The organism is Kribbella turkmenica, from assembly GCF_004348725.1.
Taxonomy (GTDB): domain Bacteria; phylum Actinomycetota; class Actinomycetes; order Propionibacteriales; family Kribbellaceae; genus Kribbella; species Kribbella turkmenica.
Window position 1 is genome coordinate 1 of sequence record NZ_SMKR01000095.1, and the last position, 22,594, is coordinate 22,594.

At 68.3% G+C, this 22,594-nt stretch carries 24 protein-coding genes and 1 pseudogene; 15 read left to right on the plus strand and 10 right to left on the minus strand.

Translation table 11 applies throughout. The annotated features are described in order from the left end of the window. Positions 1 to 103: 103 nt before the first annotated feature. The 7 genes from tdh to E1218_RS21325 all read left to right on the plus strand — a co-directional run bounded on the left by tdh (position 104) and on the right by E1218_RS21325 (position 5,758). Entirely contained in the window at positions 104 to 1,153 is a 1,050-nt protein-coding gene (gene tdh / locus E1218_RS21295; RefSeq protein ID WP_132322832.1) for an L-threonine 3-dehydrogenase, read from the plus strand. A gap of 11 nt (positions 1,154 to 1,164) precedes the next feature. Further along, the gene (locus E1218_RS21300) at positions 1,165 to 2,334 is read left to right on the plus strand and encodes a glycine C-acetyltransferase (protein ID WP_233712365.1); all 1,170 of its coding nucleotides are present in this window, start codon (positions 1,165 to 1,167) and stop codon (positions 2,332 to 2,334) included. Between the two features lie 46 nt (positions 2,335 to 2,380). Next, positions 2,381 to 2,656, plus strand: a complete 276-nt coding sequence (locus E1218_RS21305; protein ID WP_132322836.1) for a ribbon-helix-helix protein, CopG family — start codon at positions 2,381 to 2,383, stop codon at positions 2,654 to 2,656. Continuing rightward, on the plus strand, positions 2,656 to 3,066 hold the full coding sequence (locus tag E1218_RS21310) for a type II toxin-antitoxin system VapC family toxin (protein ID WP_132322838.1): 411 nt from the start codon (positions 2,656 to 2,658) through the stop codon (positions 3,064 to 3,066). The genes E1218_RS21305 and E1218_RS21310 overlap by 1 nt, the downstream gene beginning before the upstream one ends. A 133-nt stretch (positions 3,067 to 3,199) precedes the next feature. Further along, complete coding sequence (locus tag E1218_RS21315; protein WP_132322840.1) at positions 3,200 to 3,754, plus strand: hypothetical protein; 555 nt, start codon at positions 3,200 to 3,202, stop codon at positions 3,752 to 3,754. Between the two features lie 31 nt (positions 3,755 to 3,785). Continuing rightward, positions 3,786 to 4,871: a winged helix DNA-binding domain-containing protein gene (locus E1218_RS21320; RefSeq protein WP_132322842.1), complete on the plus strand. Its 1,086-nt coding sequence runs from the start codon at positions 3,786 to 3,788 to the stop codon at positions 4,869 to 4,871. A gap of 62 nt (positions 4,872 to 4,933) precedes the next feature. After that, a complete protein-coding gene (locus E1218_RS21325) occupies positions 4,934 to 5,758 on the plus strand; it encodes an aldo/keto reductase (protein WP_132322844.1) in 825 nt (274 codons plus the stop codon). 24 nt (positions 5,759 to 5,782) lie between these two features. Here the strand turns inward: E1218_RS21325 and E1218_RS21330 are convergent, their stop codons facing one another. Then, positions 5,783 to 6,676, minus strand: coding sequence for a LysR family transcriptional regulator (locus tag E1218_RS21330; protein WP_132322846.1), 894 nt, complete (start codon positions 6,674 to 6,676; stop codon positions 5,783 to 5,785). A gap of 96 nt (positions 6,677 to 6,772) precedes the next feature. Between E1218_RS21330 and E1218_RS21335 the strand changes: the two genes are divergently transcribed. Together E1218_RS21335 and E1218_RS21340 are read left to right on the plus strand one after the other, a co-directional pair. Then, positions 6,773 to 7,081: a hypothetical protein gene (locus E1218_RS21335; protein ID WP_132322848.1), complete on the plus strand. Its 309-nt coding sequence runs from the start codon at positions 6,773 to 6,775 to the stop codon at positions 7,079 to 7,081. Next, positions 7,038 to 7,931, plus strand: a complete 894-nt coding sequence (locus E1218_RS21340) for a LysR family transcriptional regulator (protein WP_132322850.1) — start codon at positions 7,038 to 7,040, stop codon at positions 7,929 to 7,931. The genes E1218_RS21335 and E1218_RS21340 overlap by 44 nt, the downstream gene beginning before the upstream one ends. Position 7,932: 1 nt before the next feature. Here the strand turns inward: E1218_RS21340 and E1218_RS21345 are convergent, their stop codons facing one another. The 3 genes from E1218_RS21345 to E1218_RS21355 all read right to left on the minus strand — a co-directional run bounded on the left by E1218_RS21345 (position 7,933) and on the right by E1218_RS21355 (position 9,533). Then, a complete protein-coding gene (locus E1218_RS21345) occupies positions 7,933 to 8,178 on the minus strand; it encodes a hypothetical protein (protein WP_132322852.1) in 246 nt (81 codons plus the stop codon). Then, positions 8,154 to 8,516: a hypothetical protein gene (locus tag E1218_RS21350; protein WP_165949362.1), complete on the minus strand. Its 363-nt coding sequence runs from the start codon at positions 8,514 to 8,516 to the stop codon at positions 8,154 to 8,156. Before E1218_RS21350 ends, E1218_RS21345 begins: the two co-directional genes overlap by 25 nt. A gap of 249 nt (positions 8,517 to 8,765) precedes the next feature. Beyond that, positions 8,766 to 9,533: an SDR family NAD(P)-dependent oxidoreductase gene (locus tag E1218_RS21355; protein ID WP_132322856.1), complete on the minus strand. Its 768-nt coding sequence runs from the start codon at positions 9,531 to 9,533 to the stop codon at positions 8,766 to 8,768. A 53-nt stretch (positions 9,534 to 9,586) separates the two neighbouring features. Here E1218_RS21355 and E1218_RS21360 point away from each other — a divergent pair, with 53 nt between their 5' ends. Further along, positions 9,587 to 10,276 (plus strand): HAD-IA family hydrolase, encoded by a 690-nt coding sequence (locus E1218_RS21360; RefSeq protein WP_132322858.1) that lies wholly within the window; start codon positions 9,587 to 9,589, stop codon positions 10,274 to 10,276. On the opposite strand, the gene E1218_RS21365 is transcribed toward E1218_RS21360, so the two are convergent. The 3 genes from E1218_RS21365 to E1218_RS21375 are packed head-to-tail and all read right to left on the minus strand — an operon-like array spanning position 10,234 to position 13,347. Continuing rightward, the gene (locus E1218_RS21365) at positions 10,234 to 11,070 is read right to left on the minus strand and encodes a carbohydrate ABC transporter permease (protein WP_132322860.1); all 837 of its coding nucleotides are present in this window, start codon (positions 11,068 to 11,070) and stop codon (positions 10,234 to 10,236) included. The genes E1218_RS21360 and E1218_RS21365 overlap by 43 nt on opposite strands. Continuing rightward, entirely contained in the window at positions 11,067 to 12,026 is a 960-nt protein-coding gene (locus E1218_RS21370; protein WP_132322862.1) for a carbohydrate ABC transporter permease, read from the minus strand. Before E1218_RS21370 ends, E1218_RS21365 begins: the two co-directional genes overlap by 4 nt. A 4-nt stretch (positions 12,027 to 12,030) precedes the next feature. Then, positions 12,031 to 13,347, minus strand: a complete 1,317-nt coding sequence (locus tag E1218_RS21375; RefSeq protein ID WP_202866123.1) for an ABC transporter substrate-binding protein — start codon at positions 13,345 to 13,347, stop codon at positions 12,031 to 12,033. A 201-nt stretch (positions 13,348 to 13,548) separates the two neighbouring features. On the opposite strand from E1218_RS21375, the gene E1218_RS21380 reads away from it, so the two are divergent. The 4 genes from E1218_RS21380 (at position 13,549) to E1218_RS21395 (ending at position 18,414) form a co-directional block, all read left to right on the plus strand. Further along, entirely contained in the window at positions 13,549 to 14,253 is a 705-nt protein-coding gene (locus tag E1218_RS21380) for a FadR/GntR family transcriptional regulator (protein WP_132322864.1), read from the plus strand. A 93-nt stretch (positions 14,254 to 14,346) separates the two neighbouring features. Continuing rightward, the gene (locus E1218_RS21385; protein ID WP_132322866.1) at positions 14,347 to 16,293 is read left to right on the plus strand and encodes a glycosyl hydrolase family 28-related protein; all 1,947 of its coding nucleotides are present in this window, start codon (positions 14,347 to 14,349) and stop codon (positions 16,291 to 16,293) included. 190 nt (positions 16,294 to 16,483) lie between these two features. Continuing rightward, positions 16,484 to 17,164, plus strand: a complete 681-nt coding sequence (locus E1218_RS21390) for a helix-turn-helix transcriptional regulator (RefSeq protein ID WP_233712362.1) — start codon at positions 16,484 to 16,486, stop codon at positions 17,162 to 17,164. 98 nt (positions 17,165 to 17,262) lie between these two features. Next, a complete protein-coding gene (locus E1218_RS21395) occupies positions 17,263 to 18,414 on the plus strand; it encodes a pyridoxal phosphate-dependent aminotransferase (protein WP_132322870.1) in 1,152 nt (383 codons plus the stop codon). Between the two features lie 502 nt (positions 18,415 to 18,916). Here the strand turns inward: E1218_RS21395 and E1218_RS21400 are convergent. The 3 genes and pseudogenes from E1218_RS21400 to E1218_RS38230 all read right to left on the minus strand — a co-directional run. Continuing rightward, positions 18,917 to 20,311: an ATPase domain-containing protein gene (locus E1218_RS21400; protein WP_132322872.1), complete on the minus strand. Its 1,395-nt coding sequence runs from the start codon at positions 20,309 to 20,311 to the stop codon at positions 18,917 to 18,919. Beyond that, complete coding sequence (locus E1218_RS37365; protein ID WP_233712363.1) at positions 20,308 to 20,679, minus strand: response regulator transcription factor; 372 nt, start codon at positions 20,677 to 20,679, stop codon at positions 20,308 to 20,310. Before E1218_RS37365 ends, E1218_RS21400 begins: the two co-directional genes overlap by 4 nt. 144 nt (positions 20,680 to 20,823) lie before the next feature. Further along, a pseudogene (locus E1218_RS38230) lies at positions 20,824 to 21,057 on the minus strand (MerR family transcriptional regulator); the annotation flags it as partial. 284 nt (positions 21,058 to 21,341) lie between these two features. On the opposite strand from E1218_RS38230, the gene E1218_RS21410 reads away from it, so the two are divergent. Then, a complete protein-coding gene (locus E1218_RS21410) occupies positions 21,342 to 22,097 on the plus strand; it encodes a GAF and ANTAR domain-containing protein (protein WP_165949364.1) in 756 nt (251 codons plus the stop codon). The last annotated feature ends 497 nt before the right edge of the window (positions 22,098 to 22,594 follow it).

Consider the following 22,594-nt stretch of genomic DNA (forward strand, 5'->3'; position numbering starts at 1 on the left):
CAAGTATGCAGATCAACTGCAAAGGCTGTGTACGACGTGTCGATGGACGCCGGTGGTTGCCCGGGACGACGATGTGGACGATCGTCGAAGGTGGAGGTGTGCTGTGAAGGCGCTGGTCAAGGCCGAGGCGAAGCCCGGTCTGTGGTTGCAGGACGTCCCCGAGCCCGAGATCGAGGCCGACGAGGTGCTGATCAAGGTGCTCCGCGCGGGGCTGTGCGGCACCGATCTGCACATCCAGAGCTGGGACCACTGGGCGCAGAAGAACGTCCCGGTCCCGATGGTCACCGGCCACGAGTTCGTCGGCGAGGTGGTCGAGATCGGCGTCGGCGTCCGCGACGTCGCCGTCGGCGACCTGGTCAGCGGCGAGGGTCACCTGGTCTGCGGCCGCTGCCGCAACTGCCGGGCCGGCCGCCGCCACCTCTGCATCGAGACCCGCGGCCTCGGCGTCCACGTGCCGGGGGCGTTCGCGGAGTACGTCGCCCTGCCCGCGAGCAACGCGTGGGTCCACAAGGACCCGGTCGACCTGGACGTGGCCGCGATCTTCGACCCGTTCGGCAACGCCGTCCACACCGCGCTGTCGTTCCCGCTGGTCGGCGAGGACGTGCTGATCACCGGCGCCGGGCCGATCGGCGTGATGGCCGCCGCGGTCGCGCTGCACGCCGGTGCGCGGAACGTGGTGGTCACCGACCTGTCGGAGTACCGGCTGGACCTGGCCCGGAAGATCGGCGTCACCCGCGCGGTCAACGTCGGCGAGGAGTCGATCGCCGACGCGCAGCAGAGCCTCGGCATGCGCGAGGGGTTCGACGTCGGGATGGAGATGTCCGGGCAGCCGGCCGCGCTCCGGGACATGATCGCGAACATGACCCACGGCGGCCGGATCGCGATGCTCGGGCTGCCGTCGGACGAGATCGCGATCGACTGGAGCACGGTGGTGCTCAACATGCTGACGATCAAGGGCATCTACGGCCGGGAGATGTTCGAGACCTGGTACTCGATGTCGGTGATGCTGGAACGCGGCCTGGACCTGACCCCGGTGATCACCCACCGGTTCGGGTACGGCGACTTCGAGCGCGCCTTCGACGTCGCCCGGCAGGGGCAGTGCGGCAAGGTGATCATGGACTGGACGACAGAATCCCTGGAGGAGAAGCACTGATGTTCGGGCGGATGCGGGACGACCTGACGGCGACCATCGGCGAGATCCGGGACGCCGGGCTGTACAAGTCCGAGCGGGTGATCACCTCACCTCAGCAGTCCCTGATTTCCGTCGCCAACGGCAAGGAGGTACTGAACTTCTGCGCCAACAACTACCTCGGCCTGGCCGACCACCCCGAGGTGATCGCGGCCGCCCGCGCCGCCCTCGACGCGTGGGGTTTCGGGATGGCGTCGGTGCGCTTCATCTGCGGCACCCAGCAGATCCACAAGGACCTGGAAGATGCCCTGAGCAACTTCCTCGGCAGCGAGGACACCATCCTCTACAGCTCCTGCTTCGACGCCAACGGGGGCCTGTTCGAGACGCTGCTCGGCGCCGAGGACGCGGTCATCTCCGACGAGCTCAACCACGCCAGCATCATCGACGGCATCCGGCTGTCGAAGGCGCGCCGCTTCCGCTACAAGAACCGCGACATGGCCGACCTGGAGGCCCAGCTCAAGGAGGCGGCCGGCGCCCGCTACCGGCTGATCGCCACCGACGGCGTGTTCTCCATGGACGGGTACGTCGCCCCGCTCGACGAGATCTGCGACCTGGCCGAGCGGTACGACGCGCTCGTCATGGTGGACGACTCGCACGCGGTCGGCTTCGTCGGCCCGGACGGCGCCGGCACGCCGTCGCTGTTCGGCGTGAAGGACCGCGTCGACGTGATCACCGGCACCTTGGGCAAGGCCCTCGGCGGTGCGTCCGGCGGCTACGTCTCGGGCCGCCGCGAGATCGTCGAACTGCTCCGCCAGCGGTCCCGCCCGTACCTGTTCTCGAACTCGCTGGCCCCGTCGGTGACCGCGGCGTCGCTGAAGGCGCTCGAGCTGATCGGCGGCTCGAGCGACCTGCGCGACAAGCTGACCGCCAACACCAAGCTCTTTCGCACCGAGATGACCGAGGCCGGCTTCGACGTACTGCCGGGTGCCCACCCCATCTCCCCCGTCATGATCGGCGACGCCGCCGAAGCCGGCCGCCTCGCCGACAAACTCCTCGACCTCGGCGTCTACGTCATCGGTTTCTCCTACCCCGTCGTCCCCCACGGCAAGGCCCGCATCCGGGTCCAGCTCTCGGCCGCCCACTCCACCGAGGACGTGGAACGCGCCGTCACCGCCTTCATCGACGCCCGCACCGCACTGACCTGAGACTGATCGGTGCCGCTCATGGTACCGATCTCGGTACCATGAGCACATGGCGATGAATCTGAGGCTCAGCCCCGAGACCGCGTCGGCGCTGCAGGCCGAGGCGGAGCGCACGGGCAGGTCGCAGCAGGAGATCGTCCGGGAAGCTCTCACCCGTCACCTGCACCTGGTCGAGGACGACTCGTCCGCATCCGACAGAGAACGGGCCAGGGCGGCGCAGGTCGTCCGTCCGGCACGAGTGGCCTATCGCAAGGTGGCGCCACGGCTTCGTCTCCCGAAGGGCACCGACAGTCTCGATCTGCTCGACCGGGACGACCGCTTCTGATGCGTGTCTACGTGGACAGCAGCGCACTGATCAAGCGGGTGATCGTGGAACAGGAGTCCACCGAACTGGTGGACTTCCTCGATGCGCACTACCAGGAAGCCGACCTCTTGGCATCGTCGTCGCTCGCCTGGGTCGAAATATCCCGCGCCGTGCTGGCGCGCGTCGAGGAGCCGGCGAGTGCCGGCGATCTGATCGATGGGGCGATGTCAGGCATCGACGAACGGCCGATGACCGCCGACGTCGTCAGCGTCGCTCGACGGATCGAGCCGCTGGTGCCGAGGAGTCTCGATGCCATCCACCTTGCGACGGCGGTTTTGATCGATGCCGACCTTGTCGTCACCTACGACGACCGGCTGGCGGACGCCTGCCGCCGCAACTCCCTTGCCGTCGCGTCACCCGGCCACGAGTAACGCCGCCACGTTCGTCGAAGTCGCGCCGCGCCGGCTTGGTGGGGATCCGCGGGAGGTCCCTCCGGGATCTTCCGGGACAGCTGCGTTTCCGGCGGGGCTAAGGTGATCCGGTTCGTCCGGGTGAGGGAGGGTCATGCGTCGGATCTTGGTCGCGGCTGCGGTTGTGGGGATGCTGGTCGTCGCAGGATGTGGTGGGGGCGGTGAGACACCGGTCGCGGTCTCGACGAGTACGGCGGCTTCGCCGAGTGTGACGCCGAGTCCGGCGCGGACGGCGCCGGTGGTGCGGGCTACGCCGGCACCGATGAGTCTGGCTGCGGCAGGAAAGCGGTACCTGCAAGTGACCCGGCCGTACAACGTCGCCCTGGAGCGGTTCGAGAAGGCCGCCAACAACGGCTCCTCGGTCGCCACCCTGCGAGCGCGAGCACGAGCGGTCGCCGTGGCCAACCAGGCCGAGTCCGAGCAACTGCTGGCCATCACCTGGCCGGCCAAGGTCGACAAGCAGGTCAGAGCGTTGGCTGCGGCCGACGCCGCCGCCCGGCCGCACTGGCTGAAGGTCGCCGACGCGGACAGCCTCGCGGAGATGGCCCGGCACGTGAAGCTCGCCTCGGCGCAGAGTGGCAAAGCTCCCGCCGCCGAGATTCGACGTCTCCTCGGCCTGCCGAAGTACGACGAGAAGGACTACAGCTGACTTTGTCGGTGCCGCCCGGCAGGATGCCTGCATGGCGGTCCTGAGTGCGAAGGCGGTCAACCGGGCGACGCTTGCGCGGCAGATGTTGTCGGAGCGCGCGGACGTGCCGGTGGTGGAGGCCGTCCGGCGGCTGGTCGGGATGCAGGGGCAGGAGGCGAAACATCCGTACGTCGGGTTGTGGTCCCGGGTCTCCGGATTCGAGGAACGGGAGCTGGATCAGGCGGTTGAGGAGCGGCAGGTTGTGCGGGCGACGCTCTTCCGGGGGACGCTGCACCTGGTGACCGCGGCGGATTACCTGCGGTTCAGGACGACGTTGGCGCCGGTGCTCGAGGCGGGGCTCCGGATGTTGAAGGAGCGCGCGGAGGGTCTCGAACCGGCGAAGGTGGTGACGGCGGCGGAGAAACTGCTGGCGAAGGAACCGTTGACCTTCACCGAGGTGCGGGACGCGTTGCAACGGGAGTTCCCGGCGGTGAACGAGCGGGCGCTCGGGTTCTGCACCCGGATGATGGTGCCGCTGGTGATCTACCCGACCGGCACCCGCTGGGGCTGGCCGGCCAACCCGAAGTTCGCCCTGGCCGACGCATGGCTGGACGCCAGGCTGCACACCCGGCCCGTCCCCGAGGAACTCGTCACCCGGTACCTGCAGGCCTTCGGTCCGGCGACCCCCGCCGACTTCCAGACCTGGTCCGGCCTGCCGAAAGCGAAGCCGGTGTTCGACGAACTCGAGCTCGAGCAGTTCACCGACGAGGCCGGCAAGACGCTGTACGACGTACCCGACGGTCCCCGGCCGGATCCGGGCACCCCCGCGCCGGTGCGGTTCCTGCCCGAGTTCGACAACCTGTTGCTCGCGCACGCCAGGCGCGAGCGGATCATCGCCGACGAGCACAAGCCGGCTGTGTTCACCAAGAACCTCCGGGTGAAGGCGACCTACACGGTCGACGGCCTGGTCGCCGGCCTGTGGACCGCGGCGACGAAGCGTGGTGTGGCCACTCTCACGCTGACCCCGTTCGGGCGGACGGCGAAGAAGACCGCGGCCGAGCTGGAGCGCGAGGGAGCGGGGCTGCTGCGGTTCCTGGAGCGCAATGCGAAGACCTACGAGGTGGTTACGGCCAGTTGATGAGGTTGTTGTCACACGTCGGATGACTGGGCCGGAACGCCACGGCCCGGTGGAATAGACGAATGAGCACAGTCCCCACCATCACTCTGGACAACGGTGTCGAGATCCCGCAGCTGGGCCTGGGGGTCTGGCAGATCGAGGACGAGATCGTCACCGACGTCGTCACGGCCGCGTTCGAGACCGGCTACCGGCACATCGACACGGCGGCCATCTACGGCAACGAGGCCGGCGTCGGGCGCGCGATCGCCGCGTCGGGCCTGCCCCGCGACGAACTCTTCATCACCACCAAGCTGTGGAACAGCGACCAGGGCTACGACACCACCCTGGCGGCGTTCGACAAGAGCCTGGAGCGGCTCGGCCTCGAGTACGTCGACCTCTACCTGATCCACTGGCAGTCGCTGAAGAAGGACAAGTACGTCGAGACCTGGAAGGCGTTCGAGCAGCTGTACGCCGACAAGCGGATCCGCGCGATCGGCGTGTCGAACTTCCACGAGCCGGCGCTGCGGCGGCTGTTCGAGGAGACCACGATCCGGCCGGCGGTGAACCAGATCGAGCTGCACCCGGCGCTCCCGCAGGACGAGCTGCGCGCGTTCAACGCCGAGAACGACATCGTCACCCAGGCGTGGAGCCCATTGGCGCAGGGTGAGCTGCTCGGTCAGCCGGCGCTGAAGACGCTGGCCGACAAGCACGGCAAGACGCCGGCCCAGGTGGTCATCCGCTGGCACCTGCAGCTCGGCAACGTGGTGATCCCGAAGTCGAAGACGCCGAGCCGGATCCAGGAGAACTTCGAGGTCTTCGACTTCCAGCTCGACAACGACGACATGGCCGCGATCGCGGACCTCGAGACCGGCGTCCGTACCGGCGGCGACCCGGACACCTTCGGCTGAGCCGACCCGGACACCTTCGGCTGGTCAGAGCAGGTCGAGGAAGCGGGCGAGCACCGGGGACCGGTTGTCCGGCGACCAGGCAACCGAGAGTTGCCAAGGTGGTAGGTCGTCGGACAACTCGCGGTACACCACCGCGTCCGGGTTCGTCGGCGGCGTCGGGCCGATGAGGAGCGAGACCCCGAGGCCGGCGGCGACCAGCGAGACGATCGTCTGCACGTCGGCGGCTTCCTGCTCGATCCGCGGCGTGTACCCGGCCGCCCGGCAGTAGCCGACGAGCGAGTCGTGCACGGCGGGTCCGCTCGCCCGGGTGTAGAAGACGAACGGGTCGTCGGCCAGCTCCGCGAGCCGGATGCGCTTGCGCCGTACCAACCGGTGGCGTGCCGGGAGCACGGCCACCAGCGGGTCGTTCGACACCACCCGCGTCAGCAGCCCTTCGGTCCGCGCTGCTGTGGCCCGCGCACCCTCGGGCGTGGTCGGGCGCATCAGGCCGACGTCGATCCGGCCGTCGCGCAACGCCTCGGTCTGCCGGATGGTCGTGATGCTCTCCAGGTCGAGCACGACCTCCGGGTACGCCTCCCGGAACGCGCTCAGCAGTCGCGGCAGCACCTCGAACGTCGCCGACTGGACGAAGCGCAACCGCAACGTCCCGAGCTCGCCGCGCTGCGTCCGCTGCGCCGTGCGGACGGCCTCGTCCGCTCTGCGCAGCAGGTCCTGCGCGTCGGCGAGAAAACTGGCCCCGGCCGTGGTCAGCACGAACCGGCGCTTGACCCGGGCGAAGAGTTCGACGCCCAGATCGTGCTCGAGCGCGGCGATCTGCCGGCTGAGCGACGGCTGGGTGAGATGCAGCCGGGTCGCGGCCCGGCCGACGTTCATCTCCTCCGCGACCACGACGAACGACCTGAGCTGACGCAGTTCCATCCGTTAATCATGCACCAAACACATCAACTCTGCGAGAAGTTTTCATTGGACGCATGACGGGTCAGTTCGTACGGTCGAAGGGACGAAAGGAAAACCGTGATCTACGTCCCCTACAACGTGCTCAAGACCATCCACGAGGAGACCCACTCGGCCTTCCCGAACGCTCCGATCATCCCGCCGGCGCCGCAGCGTCCGCGGCGCCACCCACTCCGCGCCGTACGCCGTCTGCTGCAGCGCCGGCCGGTGCAGCCGCTGCCTGTGGAGCCGATGCCGGTGCCGCCGCAGGAAGTACCGGTGGAGCCGCGTCCGGCGCCGGCGCTGGTGACCGGTGCGGAGCACGAGCTGTGCGAAGCTGAGGTCCGTGATCGAGGTACGAAGGTTGCGAGTGCTGCGCGCGCTTGCTGATCACGGCACCGTGACCGCGGCCGCCGAGGTGCTGCACCTGACGCCCTCGGCGGTCTCGCAGCAGCTGGCGGCCCTGGAGTCCGAGGTCGGCCAGGAGCTGCTCGAACGGCGCGGCCGCCGGGTCGCGATCACTTCTGCCGGCCGCCTGCTGCTCACCCACACCGACACGATCCTGACCGAGGTCGAGCGGGCCGAGGACGCGATGCGGCTGCACGCGAACGGCGCGACCGGCGAGGTCCGGATCACCGCCTTCGCGACCGCGATCAGCCTGCTCGTCGCCCCGGCGCTGGCCCGCCTGCGGGAGACGAACCCAGGTCTCGACCCCGTCATCCGCGACGCCGAGGGCCATCAGGGGATCACCCAGCTGCTCGACGGCGACGCGGACGTTGCCATCGCCGTCGAGCACCGCGGCTCACCCCGTCCGGACGACCGGCGGCTGGTCCGGATCCCCTTGTACGCCGAGCCGTTCGTCGCCGTACTGCCAGCCGGCCACCCGGCCGCCGCGGCCGAACTGATCGAGCTGCCGATGCTGGCCGGCGATTCCTGGGTGATGCCGTCACCGGGCAACCCGATCCGCGACGTCGTCCTGCTCGCCTGCGAACAGGCCGGTTTCGAACCTCGCGTCGTCCACCAGTCCGACGACTTCCGGGCTGTTGCCGCGCTGGTCGCGGCCGGTGCCGGCGTCTCGCTGGTTCCCCGCCTCGCCGTCCCCGCGCTCGCCGTCACCCTCCCCCTGACCGAGCCGGTCCCGACCCGGCGCGTGTACGCCGCCGTTCGCCAGAGCCGGGCCGGCCATCCGCTCGTGACCGCGACTCTCGCCGTCCTGACCGAGGTCGCGGAGAAGCTCTGACTCAGCCGAGCCGCCCGGCCGCGGCCCGGGCGAGCTTCTCGAAGGTGGCCGGCCGCACGCCGTCGCCCATCTCGCGGAACGCCAGCACCGAGACGACGTTGCCCTTGCGGGTGACGGCGTACGGGAAGCCACCGGGCTCGCTGCCGGGGTCCGACGGGAGCGGGTAGTCGTACCAGCGCACGATCGCGGTCGCGTCGCCGAGCGGCAGCGTCCGGTTCTCCGTCAGCTTGCGCGCGTGGGTCGGCACGGGATCGAGCGCCGTGCAGGACTTGATGGTCGCGACGATCCTGCCGTCGCCGTTGCGGCCGCGCGCGCATCGTCGTACCGAGTCAGCCACTGGCCGCCGGACGCGTCCAGCCCGGTGGTGAAGTTGCGGTTCAGGCTGCCGCGGACCCCGGTGCCGCGCGTCGACGACGGGCCGCAGATCGGGTCCGCGGACGCCTTGGTCACGACCCAGCCGCGGCCGGGATCCGCCGTGGCGACCTCGGGCCCGGTCAACAGCATCGACGTGCGCAACCGCGCCGTCACCACCGGCTTCGCGGTCGGTGCCGGCGCCATCGTCGGCGCCACCGTTGGCGTCTGCACCGGCTCGGGCACCGACCGCTCTGGCGTCGCGCTCGGCGTCGTACCGAGTGTCGCGCTCGGCGTCGGACCCGCCTTTCCCGCGGGCGCCCCCCGCCGGTTTCATTGCCGCAGGCCACCAGACCGAGGGCCGTCACCACCCCTGCCACCGCGGCGACCCGCCACATTCGCCGTCCGTCCACGCCCGCGGCCCTTTCCCTCGATGTGCCCGTTTGGACGCACGCACCGGCGAGTTGGTTGGACCGAGATCGCTCAGGCGCGGCGGCGGCCGTCCAGTCCGGTGGTGGAGACGCGGGCGATCAGGGTGCGGGGGATGTACCGGGCGGCGGCGGTGAGGAGCTTGTAGCGGTAGGTCGGAACCGAGATCGACTTGCCGCGCATCAGGTCCTTCCAGGCCGCGTCGACCAGGTCAGGCGCCTCCAGCCACATGAACGACGGGATGATGGATTTGTCCATGCCCATCCGGTCGTGGAACTCGGTGTGCACCAGCCCCGGGCACAGCGCCATCACCGCGACGCCCTTGGCGTGCAGCTCGATCGCCAGCCCGGCCGAGAAGCTCGTGACCCAGGCCTTGTGCGCGCTGTACATGCCGCGGTGCAGGAACCCGGCGATCGACGACACGTTGATGACCGCGCCGGACCCGCGCTCGATCATCGGCAGTACGGCGGCGTGCGTCAGCCGCAGGACCACCCGCACCAGCAGGTCGAACTGCTTCTCCTCGACGTCGACCGGGTTGGCCCAGAACGGCTTCTTCTGCCCGAAGCCGGCGTTGTTCACCAGGACCTCGATCGGCCCGGTCCGGAACCGCTCCTCCACCCGGGCGAGGTCGTCAGGATCGGTCAGGTCGGCGGTGACGACCTCGCAGGCGACGCCGTGCAGGCGGGTGAGCTCGGCGGCCGTCTCCTTCAGCCGCGCCCCGTCCCGCGAGACGAGCACCAGGTCGAAGCCTTCCAGCGCCAGCTTGTCCGCGAACGCCCGTCCGATCCCGGTCGCCGGCCCGGTGATGAGCGCAGTCGCCACGTGTCCCGTCCTCCCGTCGATGACAGTGCCCAGTCTGTCACTACTCTGGACACGTGCTGGCGGACATCGACACCTGGGTGCTGGATCTCGACAACACGCTCTACCCCGCCGACTCGGCGCTGGCCGAACAGGTGACGCAGGGCATCCTGTCGTCTGTGGCCGGGTTCTACGGCACGGACGTCGTCGGTGCCCGGCGGATCCAGGCCGAGCTCGTCGCTCAGTACGGGACCTCGCTGCGTGGCGCGATGACCACGCGCGACATCGACCCGCACGAGTTCCTCAGCTTCGAGCGGCAGATCGACTACTCCGTCCTCAGTCCGAACCCGGACCTCGCCGCCGCGCTCGGCGCCCTGCCGGGTCGCCGGTTCGTCTACACGAACGGGTCGGCGTACCACGCCGAGCAGGCGCTCCGGCAGCTCGGCCTGACCGCCTGCTTCGAGGGCGTCTTCGACATCCTCGCCGGCGACCTGGTGCCGAAGCCGTACGAGGAGAGTCTGGACGCGTTCCTCACCCGGTTCACCGTCGCCCCGGGCCGCGCCGCCATGTTCGACGACCTCCCGGTCAACCTCGAGGTCCCGCTCTCCCGGGGTATGGCGACTGTCCTGGTCGGGGGCCCGCCGGAGACGCCGGCTCCGGGCAAGACGCCGTACCGGAGACTCGGCGACCGGCAGTGGCAGGTGTGGGATCTGCCGGCCTTTCTTCACTCCTTGACGGCGCCCGCGGTCAGGCCCTCGACGATGTAGCGGCTGGCGACCGCGAACAGGATCATCGTCGGCACGATGCTCAGGGCGGCGGCCGCCGACATCGACCCCCAGTCGATGTTGTAGCTGCTGATGAAGCCGTTCAGCGCGGCCGGGATCGTCTTGTTGCTGTCGCTGTTCAGCAGGGTCACCGAGAGGAACAACTCGTTCCAGCAGTTGACGAAGTTGAAGATGTACGACGCCGCGATCCCCGGCGTCATCACCGGCACCAGCACCCGGAACAACGCGGACAGCCGCGAGCACCCGTCCACCATCGCCGCCTCCTCGAGGGACGCCGGCACGTTCTCGAAGAACCCGCGCAGCATCACGGTGCACAGCGGGATCGACATCGCGACGTACACCAGTACCAGGCCCCAGCGGTTGTCGACCAGGTACAACCGGGTCATCAGGATGTAGAGCGAGCCGAGCGCGATGAACCCGGGGATCATCTGCGTCACCAGGAACGCGCCCATCACCGCGCCCTTGGAGACGAACTCGAACCGCGCCAGCACGTACGCCGACAGCAGCGAGACCACCGTGGCCAGCGCGGCCGCGACCGTGGACACGATCAGGCTGTTGCCGATGAAGACACCGAAGTTCGACTGGTCGAACAGGCCGCGGTAGTTCTCCAGCGACCAGGTCTCCGGCCAGTACCTCAACGGGTACGCGAAGATCGTGCCCGGGTCCTTGAAGGACGTGACCAGGATCCAGTACAGGGGGAAGACCGTGACGAGCAGGCAGAGGCCGAGCCCGCCGAACTTCACGATCCGGCCGGCGAGGGTTTCCGAGCGGATCATGCGAGTCCCTTCCGTGGCCGGATCGCCAGCAGGTAGAAGACCGCGAACAGCATCAGCACGAACACGACCATCACGCCCATCGCGGAGGCGCGACCGTAGTCACCCTCCTGGGTCACCTGGATCATGTGCGACGTGACGATGTGCGTCTCGTTCGCCGGGCCGCCCCCGGTCATGCCGAAGATGAGCTCGGGCGAGTTGAAGATCCAGATCACCCGCAGCAGCACGGTCAGCGCGAGCGTGGTCCGGATCGACGGGATGGTGATGCTGAACAGCGTCCGGACCTTGCCGGCGCCGTCGATGGCGGCCGACTCGTACAACTCCTCCGGCACGCCCTGCAGCGCGGCCAGGATCATGATCGCGAAGAAGGTCACGCCGTACCAGACGTTCGCGACGATCACGGAGAACATCGCGTACCGCGCGTCCGCCAGCCACGGCACCGGGGTGTCGATCAGGTGTGACTTCATCAGCAGGTCGTTGACCACGCCGAACTCGCCGTTGAACATCCAGCGGAACAGGATGCCGATCAGGAAGCCCGAAACCGCCCACGGGAAGAACACCAGCGCCTGGTACACCCCCCGGAACCGGAACCGCCTGCGCAGCCACATCGCCATCGTGAAGCCGATCAGGAACTGGGGGACGAGCGAACCGACCACCCAGACGACCGAATTCTTGACCGTGCCGCGGAACATCTCGTCGTCCAGCAGGGCGCGGAAGTTGTCCAGGCCGACCCAGGACGTGTCCGACAGGTCGTTCAGGTTGTAGTTCCGGAACGCCATCTGGATCCCGCTCAGCAGCGGGTAGTACGTGAACATCCCGACGAACACCAACGCCGGCACCATGAACGCGAACAGCACCAGCGCCGTCCGCGCGGTGAACCGCCGCCGGCCCGCCGGCCGGGGACGGTTCCCCGCCCCGGCCGGTGCCGACCGCGCTCGATCAGTTGTGGTCAACGACATCTGTTCAGTTCCCGGCCCACTTCTTGGTCCAGTACTCGTCCCAGTTCTTCAGGATCTCCGCGGGCTGCGCCTTCCCGGTGATCAGCTTCTGGACGTCGGAGTCGGACTTGTTGCCCCACTCCGTCGACCACGGCACGCCGCGCGGCTGGGTGACCACGATGTAGGTGTCGGGCGACTCGTTCATCGCCACGTACGACGCCCACGGGCCGTCCTTGAAGAACGGGTCCTCGGCGGCCGACTTCAGGATCGGGACCAGGCTGTTCTCCTTCGAGAACGTCATCGCGGCGTCACCGGAGGTCAGGAACTTCACCAGTTCGACCGCCTCCTTCTTGTGCTCACTGCCCTGCGCGACACCCCAGCCCGCGTTCGCCAGCGGCTGCGCCGCCTTGCCGGTCGGTCCGACCGGCAGCGGCGCCGTACCCCACTGGTCCTCCTTGATCGTCTTGGACTGCTTCACGGTGGCGATCACCTCGGGGTCCTGCAGCAGGAAGCCCGTCGTACCGGAGGTGAAGCCCTGCACCATCTCCGGGTAGCCCCAGCTCACCGACGACGGCGGTGAGGCGTTCTTGAACAGGTCGACGTACTGGTTGAGCGCGTCGACCGCCTTCGGCGACGAGAAGATCGTCTTGCCGTTGGTCAGCTTGAACGCGTTGTCCCGGTTGATCTCGTCGATCACGTAGCCGGAGATGATCGCGATCGCGTTGCCGCCGGCGCCGAGACCGCCGCGGAACGAGTACCCGTAGACGTTCTTCGACGGGTTGTTGATCTTCTTCGCCTGCTCGATCATCTCCGTCCAGCTCTTCGGCGGGCCGCTGTACCCGGCCTGCTGGACGAGGTCCTTGCGGTAGAACAGCGACAGGCCGTAGAAGCCGTACGGGACCATGTACGACTTGCCGCCCTCCTGGGCGACCTTCAGCGCGTTCGGGGTGAGCGCCTGCAGGCCGTCCCAGCCCTTGAGGTCGGGCGCCATGTCGTAGATCCACTTGTTGGTCGAGAACGGGCCGACGGTGGTGTCCCGCACCTCGAGGACGTCGACGCCCTTGCCGGACTGCAGCATCTGCTGGATCTTCTGGTCCGCCTGGTTGGTCGGCGGCGAGATCAGCTGCACCTTCACGCCGGAGTTCTTCGCCTCGAAGTCGGCGATCAGCTTCTTCAGCAGCGTCGTCCGGGTCGGGTTGGTCAGGCTTTCGACCATCTGCAGCGTCACCTGGCCGTCCTGGGCCTTCTCGGCCGGGCCGGGGCCACAGGCCGACAACAGCAGCGCGGCGGCGGTGGCCGCGGCGGCGAGAGGTGCGAACATCGTGCGGGGTCGGTGGGGCATGGCGCTTCTCCTCAGCGGATGTAGGCCCAGGGGAGGGCATCAGAGGTGGCGCGGACATCTGATGAATTGGTCGACCGCTCCTGGCACCCTAGTGACATTGACGCGAGAATGACAAGGTTTTGGCGAAGATGTGACCACAAGAGGTCTGAGGACTTACTCTTCTGAGAAGTCCCGGGTGAGGGTGGGCACGAGGAGGTACGAATGGCAGCCACCGACAAGGCGCTGGCCGGCCTGCGGCAGATGATCGCGTCCGGCGAGCTCGGGCCGGGAGCGAAGTTCCCGCCCGAGCCCGAGCTGTGCGACCACCTCGGCGTGTCCCGCAGTTCCCTGCGGGAGGCGGCCCGCTCGCTGGCGGCACTCGGCGTGATCGAGTCGCGGCACGGCTCCGGCACGTACGTCTCGGCGCTCGACCCGGCCGAGATCATCAGCCGGTTCTCCCTGTCGGTCGAGCTGATCCCGCTCGAAGGCGTGCTCCAGCTGATGGAGGTACGGCGGGTGCTCGAGGCGCACGCGACCGCCGCGGCCGCCGCCCGGCAGGACGCCGACCTGGAGAAGCAGCTCGACGAGATCCTCGACCGGCTCGAGGCGACCACGGACGCCACCGAGATCCAGCAGCTGGACGCCGAGTTCCACGGCGCGATCTGCACGGCCGGCGGCAACCCGACGGTCACCGCGCTCACCGGAGTGATCCGCGGCCGCGGCGGCCACTACCGGATCTTCGAGCCGGGCGCGGACTTCGACGCGATCAAGCAGACCAGCGACCGCGGCCACCGCGCCATCCTCGCCGCCATCTCCCGGCGCGACCCGGCCGCCGCCGCCACCGCCGCCTCCGCGCACATCGCCCAGACCGAGCTCTGGCTCCGGGCCCTGCGCCCGGAACCGCAGGTGGACCTACCCACCGATTGATGGGAAATTTCTCGCACTTGTCGAGATCTTGCGCAGTGATGTGCGGCTGCATACGCTCCAGACGCCGGTAGTCCGTCTGGAGGGGATCCACCGATGTCCCAGCGTCTTGTCGCCGTCGCTCTGACGACCGCCATTCTCGGAACACTGCTCAGCACGCCGGCCGAGGCCACGCGCCCGGCGCCCCGAATCACCCGGGCCGGACTCGACCCGGTCCTGGTCGCCGGCCGTGGCGCGGACGTCGCGTTCGTCGAGCAGGAGGCCGAGAACGCCTATCACACCGGCGAGAAGATCGGGCCGGGCCGCGAGGCCTACACGCTCCCCGCCGAGGCTTCCGGGCGGACCGCCGTACGGCTGACGCCGAGGCAGTACGTCGAGTTCACACTGACCGAGCCCGCGAACGCGCTGACCTTGCGCTACAGCATCCCGGACGCGCCGACGGGCGGCGGCATCCAGGCGCCGCTCGACGCGGCGGTCAACGGCAAGCACAAGCAGACGATGACGCTGACGTCGGAATACGCCTGGCTGTACGGCATGTATCCGTTCTCGAACGACCCGGACGTCGACCCGATCGCCGGCTGGTGGAAGCCCGAGCCGGACCCGGTCGCCAAGCCGTTCCGGCCGAACCACTTCTACGACGAGCAACGCCTGCTCCTCGGCCGGACGTACGACGCCGGCGACCGGGTCCGGTTCGCCGTACCGCGGAACACGCCGGCCGCCTGGTACGTGCTCGACGTCGCCGACTTCGAGCTGGTCGGCGCGCCGAAGCAGCAGCCGCGGAAGTCGCTGTCGGTGCGGTGGTTCGGCGCCGACCCGACCGGGCGCCGCGACGCGGCTCCCGCCATCGAACGGACGATCGCGGCGGCCAGGAAGCTCGGCTGGTCGGTGTTCATCCCGCCGGGCACCTACCAGGTCAACCGGCACATCGTCGTCGACCAGGTGACCGTCCGCGGCGCCGGCAACTGGTGGACGATCATCAAGGGCAAGGTGCTGCCACTGCCCGAACCAGCACCGGACAAGTCGGTCCACAGCGCACCCGGCTTCTACGGCAGGTACGCCGCCGACGGCGGCAGCACCCGGGTCCACCTGGCCGATTTCGCGATCGAGAGCGACGTCCGCGAACGCATCGACACCGACCAGGTGAACGGCATCGGCGGCGCGATCGGCGGCGGCTCGGTCATCGAGAACCTCTACCTGCACCGCACCAAGGTCGGCATCTGGCTGGACGGCCCGATGGACGGGCTGCTGATCCGCAACAACATCATCACCGACGCGATCGCCGACGGGATGAACCTGCACCTCGGCGTCTCGAACGTCCGGGCGACCGACAACTTCGTCCGCAACAGCGGGGACGACGGGCTGGCGATGTGGTCGGAGGCCAACCCGGACGGCCTGGTCAACCACGACAACGTCTACGACCACAACACCGTCCAGACGCCCGTCCTCGCGAACAACATCGCCATCTACGGCGGCCGGGACAACGCGGTCACCGACAACCTGGTCGCCGACCCTATCCGCGAGGGCAGCACGCTGCACGCCGGGACGCGGTTCAACTCGACGCCCTTCGAGGGCACGCTGACGTTCGCCCGCAACACCACCGTCCGCGGCGGTCCCCGCGATCTGAACTGGAACCTCGGCCTCGGCGCGATCTGGCTGTACGCCTTGCAGTCGACGATGTCCGGGCGGATCGAGATCCGCGACGGCTCGTTCCTGGACTCGACGTACAACGCGATGCTGTTCGTGGTCGACTGGCCGGTCAAGGACGACTACGCGATAGAGAACGTTGCTGTGCGCAACATCAAGGTCGACGGCACCGGGACGAACGTGGTGAACGCCCGGGTCGGCGGCTGGGCGACGTTCGAGAACGTCGACGCCCGCAACGTCGGTGCGCCGTTCGTGAACAACTGCGGCACGTTCCAGTTCGACGGTACGCCGGAGTTCGACGTCCGCCTGGTGGCCGGCAACGACGGCTGGACCGGCGCGACCTGGTGCGAGGACCGGCCGGGCGTCGTACCGCCGCCACCGCCGTCGCCGTGGGGCTGATCGTGTCGCTGCGGTGACCCGCCGTACATGAGACGATCCGATCTCAGGGTCTGATCGCCACGGGGGTGGGATGGGTCGCGACAGCTCTCACAGCCGCCAATCGTCCTGGACGCGTCGCTCCGGCTCCAGCTGGGTGCGGGCACGCTACTGCGACGAATGGACGGCCGGGCGGGGAACCGCGGACGTGCACGTGTTCGGGACCGATATGGAGAGCCTGCGGGACTGGATCCAGGCCCAGCTGAGGACGTGCGAGGAGCTGATCGCCGTCACGACGACGCGCGGCCAGACACTCGAGGCGTTCCTCGCCGCCCATCGGTACAACCAATCGCTGGTCGAGCGCGGCGTACGGATGACCAGCTTCTTCGACGCCGGCGGCGGCTGCAGCCAGCTGCGGAACTTCATCATCTCCGCGGACGACATGCCGTACTACCTCGCCTGCGGCTTCATGCAGGTCAAGGTGCTCGACGGCGACCGGGTGATGGTCGAAGGACCGCTCGTCGAGCGCCGGCGGAGCCTGATGCTGATGCGTGGCACCGAGGCGCTCACCGCGGCCCGGCAGTACCTCAAAGCCTTCCGGGACACCGCTGTCCGGGCCTGTGAGTTCCGTGACCGCACCGGCGACCTGACCGCGCGCCAGCACGTGATCGCCCAGCAGCTCGAGGAAAATTTGACCGACGACGAGATCGCGGAGCGGCTCGGGCTCAGCGTCCGGACAGTGCGCTACGAGGTCGCCCGGCTGATGGAGGCGCTCGACGTCGGCACCCGGTTCGCTGCCGGCGTCCGGTACGCGCGGGCCACGGCCCTGCTCGAGGACACGGTTGCAGGAACCTGCAACCGATTCGCGCCCCAGACTGCCTCCCGGCAACGCTGAACTCCTCGGCAAGCGGTCGTCGCGACCGGTCCTCGCCTGGGTTCGCGGTTCAGGCGAGGACCGCCGCGGCGGATGCCGGACGGGTTAGGGTCGGTGACATGCGCGAACACGCTCAGCGGTTGACCGGTCTCGGGACGACGATCTTCGCGGAGATGTCGGCTCGGGCGGTGGCGACGAACTCGGTCAACCTCGGCCAGGGCTTCCCCGATCGCGACGGTCCCGACTCTCTTCTCGAGGATGCGATCGCCGCGATCCGCGCCGGCGTGAACCAGTACCCGCCCGGCCGCGGTGTTCCCGCGCTGCGGCAGGCGATCGCCGACCACCAGAAGCGCTTCTACGACCTGTCGTACGACCCCGACACCCAGGTCCTGGTCACCACCGGGGCCACCGAGGCGGTCGCCGCCGCCCTGCTCGCGTACGTCGAGCCCGGCGACGAGGTGATCGCCCTCGAGCCGTACTACGACTCCTACGCGGCCGGCATCGCCTTCGCCGGTGGCCGCCGCGTCCCGGTCACCCTGCGCGCCCCCGACTTCCGCCTCGACCTCGACGAGCTGCGCGCCGCGGTCACCCCGCGCACCAAGGTCCTGCTGATCAACTCCCCGCACAACCCGACCGGTACCGTCCTCACCGACGACGAGCTCCGCGGCATCGGCGCCGTCGCCGTCGAGCACGACCTGGTCGTCATCACCGACGAGGTCTACGAGCACCTCGCGTACGACGGACGCCCGCACCGGCCGCTGGCGTCGTACGACGGCATGGCCGAGCGCACTGTCTCGATCAGCAGCGCCGGCAAGACGTTCGCCGTCACCGGCTGGAAGATCGGCTGGGTCACCGGCACCCCGGCGGTCGTCACCGCGGTCACCACCGCCAAGCAGTTCCTCACCTTCACCTCCGGCGCACCGTTCCAGCCCGCCGTCGCCGGAGCGCTTGCTCTAGGCAACGAGTATTACGACTCCCTGCGCGCCGACCTGCAGTCCCGCCGCGACCTCCTCTGCGACGGCCTCGAGGAACTCGGCTTCGGCGTCCACCGCCCCGAAGGCACCTACTTCGTCACCACCGACATCCGCCCCCTCGGCCATACCGACGGCATCGACTTCTGCCGCATGCTTCCCGAACGCACCGGGGTCGTCGCCATCCCCCACCAGGTCTTCTACGACAACACCGACCAAGGCCGCCCCCTGGTCCGCTGGGCCTTCTGCAAACAACCCGAACTCCTCCGAGAAGCCCTGACCCGCCTCCGAGAACTCTGACCACCACCTTGTGGATGTCGGGCACATCGAGAGGTGCAGGTGGCATACCGTCGGTAGCTCGCCAGATGCTGCTTGGTGAGAAGTGAGCTGGGACCCCCACCGGAGGATGGGACCCGGATTCACGCTTTCAGCGGACCGTCAGGTGATAACGGCCGTCTCGGACAAGTACGGGCAACCACCTTCGCTCCCCCCGGATTGACCGACTCGTTGGAGCGGCAGTGCCAGGATGACTGATCTGTGGACGCCCATCAGGCCGGGCTGTAGGCGGCGTTGGTGAACGACCCGGCGGAAGCGGCTCGAGGGCGGGAAAGGGCGTCGGGGACCGCGTCCGCGCTGACGGAGTCGGCAGAGCTGGATCACCGCGACAGACCGCATCGGGCGCGACGCACGCTTCTCCTACCGGATCTGCCGAACCCCGACATGGCTCTTGTGCTCCGACGAATTTCTGCCGGCTGATCTGCGACAGGTCTGAGAAGCCTGCCACCCTTCTCTGGTCGCCCAGCTACGTCATGTCCTGGCCGGGATCGAAAGGCTCGCCGAGGATTATGCCGTCGGCCGTGATCTCGTAACTGCGAGTGCTCGGGTCGTGAGCGCTGCCGCGGGACTTGAGGACGGTCAGTGCGCGCTTGAGCTGGGAGTCCCCTCGGAGGAACTGGAGCAGGATCACGTTGTCGGACAGGTGGGAGATGCCGTATTCGGACAGGTGACTGACGCCGAACAGTTCGGAGACTTCCTGTGTCATGATGACGCTGATGTCGGCGCGGGCGCAGCGCTGCAGGAGCGAGTAGATGTATTCGCGGAAACGAATTTCGTCTCCGGCCGCGGCTCGCAGGTCGCCCAGGCTGTCGATGGCGATCCTGGTGGCGCCGGTGCGGTGGATGGTGTCCAGTAGGTCATAGACCCATTCGTCGAGATACAGGTCGACTGGGGTGCGGTACATGAGTTCGATGCCCGGATCGTCCAGTGACCACGAGAACCCGTTGAGCACGTGCTCCAGTTGGGCCGGGTTCTCCTGGAACGTTGCGATGATCCCGGTCTCGCCGCGCCGTGCGCCGGTGAAGATGAAGTGGAGCGCGAGCAGCGTCTTGCCGATGCCGGAAGGTCCGGCCAGCAAGGTTGAGGCGCCGCGGTAGAAACCCTCGGAAACCATGGCGTCGAGTGCCGGGACGCCGGTGGACATGCGCTCGTGAGAGCCGCCGGCACGGTCGAACTCGACGGGGTCGGCCATGCGCGGGAAGCAATCGAGGCCTGCTGCGGAGAGCCGGTAGGAGTGCTTGCCCGACAGCGAGCCGCTGCCGCGGAGTTTGCCGACTGAGAGGACGCGTCGGTCGCGGTCGGCTTCCCGGTCGGTGCCAAGCGACACGATCGCATCGGCAATTGCGAACTCGGGCTCATCGCTGGTGTCGGCGCCGTTGTATTCGCCGACCCAGAAGGTGGTCATCGGCAACACCGACAGTCGCGCCGCCAGTTCGTGCAGGAAGCTCCTGAAGCCCTCTGGGTGCGGTGCGTAAGTATGCAGAGCCCGGAAACTGTCGATCACGACCAGCCCCGGGCGGTGCCGCTTGAGGAGTTCGGTGATCGAGGCCAGCGCGCCGGTGAGCCCGTCCTCGTTCAGCGTCTGGCCGAGATCCTCATACATCACCTTCGTGCCCAGTGCGGCGGCGTCGAAGAAATCCAGGGACTGGCCGAAGTGCAAGATTTTGTCGAGCGGCTCGGACACGGTCGACAGGTATATCGCCGGTCGGTCGGTGGTTGCGTTGTGGAACACATACTGCTGGGCAAGGATCGTCTTGCCCGAACCCGGTCTGCCGCAGATCAGCACAATGCTGTTGCGGGGCAGACCGCCGCCGAAGACGGCGTCCAACCGGTCGGAGCCGCTCGACAGTCGGTTGGTCATCGCCGGCCCTCCGCACGTCGCAAGTAGGCGCTGGTCCCGATCAGGTCGCGAACCGTGGACACGAACTGCAGAGGATCCAGTGGTTTGACCAGGAACGCCTCTGCTCCCGCCGCCAAGGCCTGGTCACGCAACTCGACAGCGGACACGGCAAGGACCGGGACCGAAACGGTGCCCGCGGCGGCCCGGCACAACGCGAGTCCGGCCCCACCGGACATCAGCAGCTCCACGACCAGCACGTTCGGCGGGTCGTCACGCAGGATCTCGGCGGCCAAGTCGGGGTCGAATACGATTCGAACAGCGTAGCCCTCGGTGCGTAGGAAGTAGTCGGCGAACTCGGCCGCATGCCGATCACGCTCGGCGAGCAGCACGGTGATGGTCCCATCCGGGGTCGCCCGAGACTCGCCGCGGTGCGACTCGACCGCCAAAAGGGCGGCCGCATCCTCGTGACGCCGCTGGGCCAGGAGCCGGTGAGCGTCGGCCGGTTGCAGGCCTTGCTCGATCTGATCGCGGATGAAGGTGAGCTGGTCCACCTGGTCGCGGCTGAACAACCGCTGTCCACCGGCGCTCCGGACCGGCACGATCTGTTGATACCGATCTTCCCAGGCACGCAACGTCTGTGCCGACAGACCGAGCATGCGAGCGACTGCCCCGATGCTGTAGACACCGTCGTCAGGGTGCTCGTCCACTCGGCACCCCCTTCCTTGAACAAGACTGAACCAAGGTACGGCCAGTCGTCCACCTGACATCGCCTGACACTCTATTCACTACCTCTACAACACTTGCACAGCCGTGCTGCATCGTTCTACATTCGTTCTGTAGCCGTGAATTGCGAGGTCGTCATGAATGAGTCGACTGAACGTTCGCCCGCCGATGGTCCCGTGTCGGTGGAGGTGTTCCGCCTGCTGGCATGGAGGCGTCCGCTCCGTGGCGGCGCTTCACACACCACGGAGCAGCGCAGTCCACAGGGCCGAGTGGCCTCGCCCAAGCCGCAGTCCAGCGCTCGCCGCCTTCTGGCCGGGTGGTCGCGGTCATGAGCCTTCAACTCGATCCGATGGAGTTTGCCCGGATTGCCCAGGCGCTGCGGGCCGCGCCGACGCCGACCCAGACGGCCGAAGAAATCGTGGACTACGTCCGCCGGCAGTTCAACGCCAGCCATGCGGGTCTGACCTTGATCCGTGCTCGGCGGCGGCTGGAAACGATCGCGCCCACCGATCCGCTCGTCGAGGAGGCCGACCGGTTGCAGTACGAGCTGGATGAGGGTCCGTGCCGGGACAGTTCGTGGCGGCGCGAGACCTTGATCTCGACCGATCTGGCCACGGACCGGCGCTGGCCGCGCTGGGCAATCAAGGTGTGCGCCTTGGGTGTGGCCAGCGTGCTGGCGGCCGAGCTGACCGACGTGGATGACCGACGGATCGGTTCGATCAACATCTATTGGACACGCCCCCGGCAGTTCACCGCCGACGACGTCGCCTTCGTGAACATCTTCGCCCGGCACGCCGCGCTTGCTTTATCGCGATCGCTGAACGAGGCCGAACTCCACGTCGCGCTGGACAGCCGCAAACTCATCGGCCAGGCGCAAGGCATTCTGATGGAGCGCTACGGTCTCGATGAGTCCCGAGCCTTCGAGGTGTTACGCCGATACTCCCAAGACCACAACTTGAAACTACGCACCGTCGCCGAGCACCTGATCGCCACTCGGCAGCTGCCCACGACATCGGGAATCACCAACAGCGCACAGGGGCACGGACCCTCCAGGTCGGCGGTTCGGAGCGCTACGCAGCCCTGACCGAGGCCCCGGACGTCCAGCAGGATGTCCGCCCGGAACCACCCTCTCAGGACAGGGACAGCGGCAGCGACCAGACGCAGACGGCGGCGCGGTTCACCGCTACTTCCACCGGAGCGCCCAAGGCACCTCGAATCCGGCAACCGCTCCGGGCTCAACCACCTGGGATTTCCACACCCTGGAAAGCACACACAGATGGCCGCGATCCGGGAAAACGCCGTGGCCCGATCACGAACCTGCTCGCCGTCGACGCAAGCAACTCCTCCACATGGTGTCGCACATGATCTGCACCTCACCACGACAATGCGCGACGCCCCTTGAGACCCCGACGAAAGATCAAGCATCGCGACACCGCGGGCCAATGGCGAACCCGTTTCGGATGGTCCGGCCGCGGCCGACCCCGGCGACGTCGATCGACTCGACTGATCCCGCGCCCGAAGCTGTAACGATCTCGCCGCCGGGCGGCCCGCGACAATCCCCCACAGCACCCCGACAGGCCC

Excerpts from the sequence above, each read along its gene's own strand:
- E1218_RS21365 (WP_132322860.1), bottom strand. The coding sequence starts at position 11,070 with ATGATCCGCTCGGAAACCCTCGCCGGCCGGATCGTGAAGTTCGGCGGG.
- E1218_RS21300 (WP_233712365.1), top strand. The coding sequence starts at position 1,165 with ATGCGGGACGACCTGACGGCGACCATCGGCGAGATCCGGGACGCCGGG.
- E1218_RS21325 (WP_132322844.1), top strand. The coding sequence starts at position 4,934 with ATGAGCACAGTCCCCACCATCACTCTGGACAACGGTGTCGAGATCCCG.
- E1218_RS21400 (WP_132322872.1), bottom strand. The coding sequence starts at position 20,311 with ATGACCAACCGACTGTCGAGCGGCTCCGACCGGTTGGACGCCGTCTTC.
- E1218_RS21315 (WP_132322840.1), top strand. The coding sequence starts at position 3,200 with ATGCGTCGGATCTTGGTCGCGGCTGCGGTTGTGGGGATGCTGGTCGTC.
- E1218_RS21380 (WP_132322864.1), top strand. The coding sequence starts at position 13,549 with ATGGCAGCCACCGACAAGGCGCTGGCCGGCCTGCGGCAGATGATCGCG.
- E1218_RS21330 (WP_132322846.1), bottom strand. The coding sequence starts at position 6,676 with ATGGAACTGCGTCAGCTCAGGTCGTTCGTCGTGGTCGCGGAGGAGATG.
- E1218_RS21305 (WP_132322836.1), top strand. The coding sequence starts at position 2,381 with ATGGCGATGAATCTGAGGCTCAGCCCCGAGACCGCGTCGGCGCTGCAG.
- E1218_RS21320 (WP_132322842.1), top strand. The coding sequence starts at position 3,786 with ATGGCGGTCCTGAGTGCGAAGGCGGTCAACCGGGCGACGCTTGCGCGG.
- E1218_RS21410 (WP_165949364.1), top strand. The coding sequence starts at position 21,342 with ATGAGCCTTCAACTCGATCCGATGGAGTTTGCCCGGATTGCCCAGGCG.
- E1218_RS21370 (WP_132322862.1), bottom strand. The coding sequence starts at position 12,026 with ATGTCGTTGACCACAACTGATCGAGCGCGGTCGGCACCGGCCGGGGCG.
- E1218_RS21310 (WP_132322838.1), top strand. The coding sequence starts at position 2,656 with ATGCGTGTCTACGTGGACAGCAGCGCACTGATCAAGCGGGTGATCGTG.
- E1218_RS21375 (WP_202866123.1), bottom strand. The coding sequence starts at position 13,347 with ATGCCCCACCGACCCCGCACGATGTTCGCACCTCTCGCCGCCGCGGCC.
- E1218_RS21385 (WP_132322866.1), top strand. The coding sequence starts at position 14,347 with ATGTCCCAGCGTCTTGTCGCCGTCGCTCTGACGACCGCCATTCTCGGA.
- E1218_RS21395 (WP_132322870.1), top strand. The coding sequence starts at position 17,263 with ATGCGCGAACACGCTCAGCGGTTGACCGGTCTCGGGACGACGATCTTC.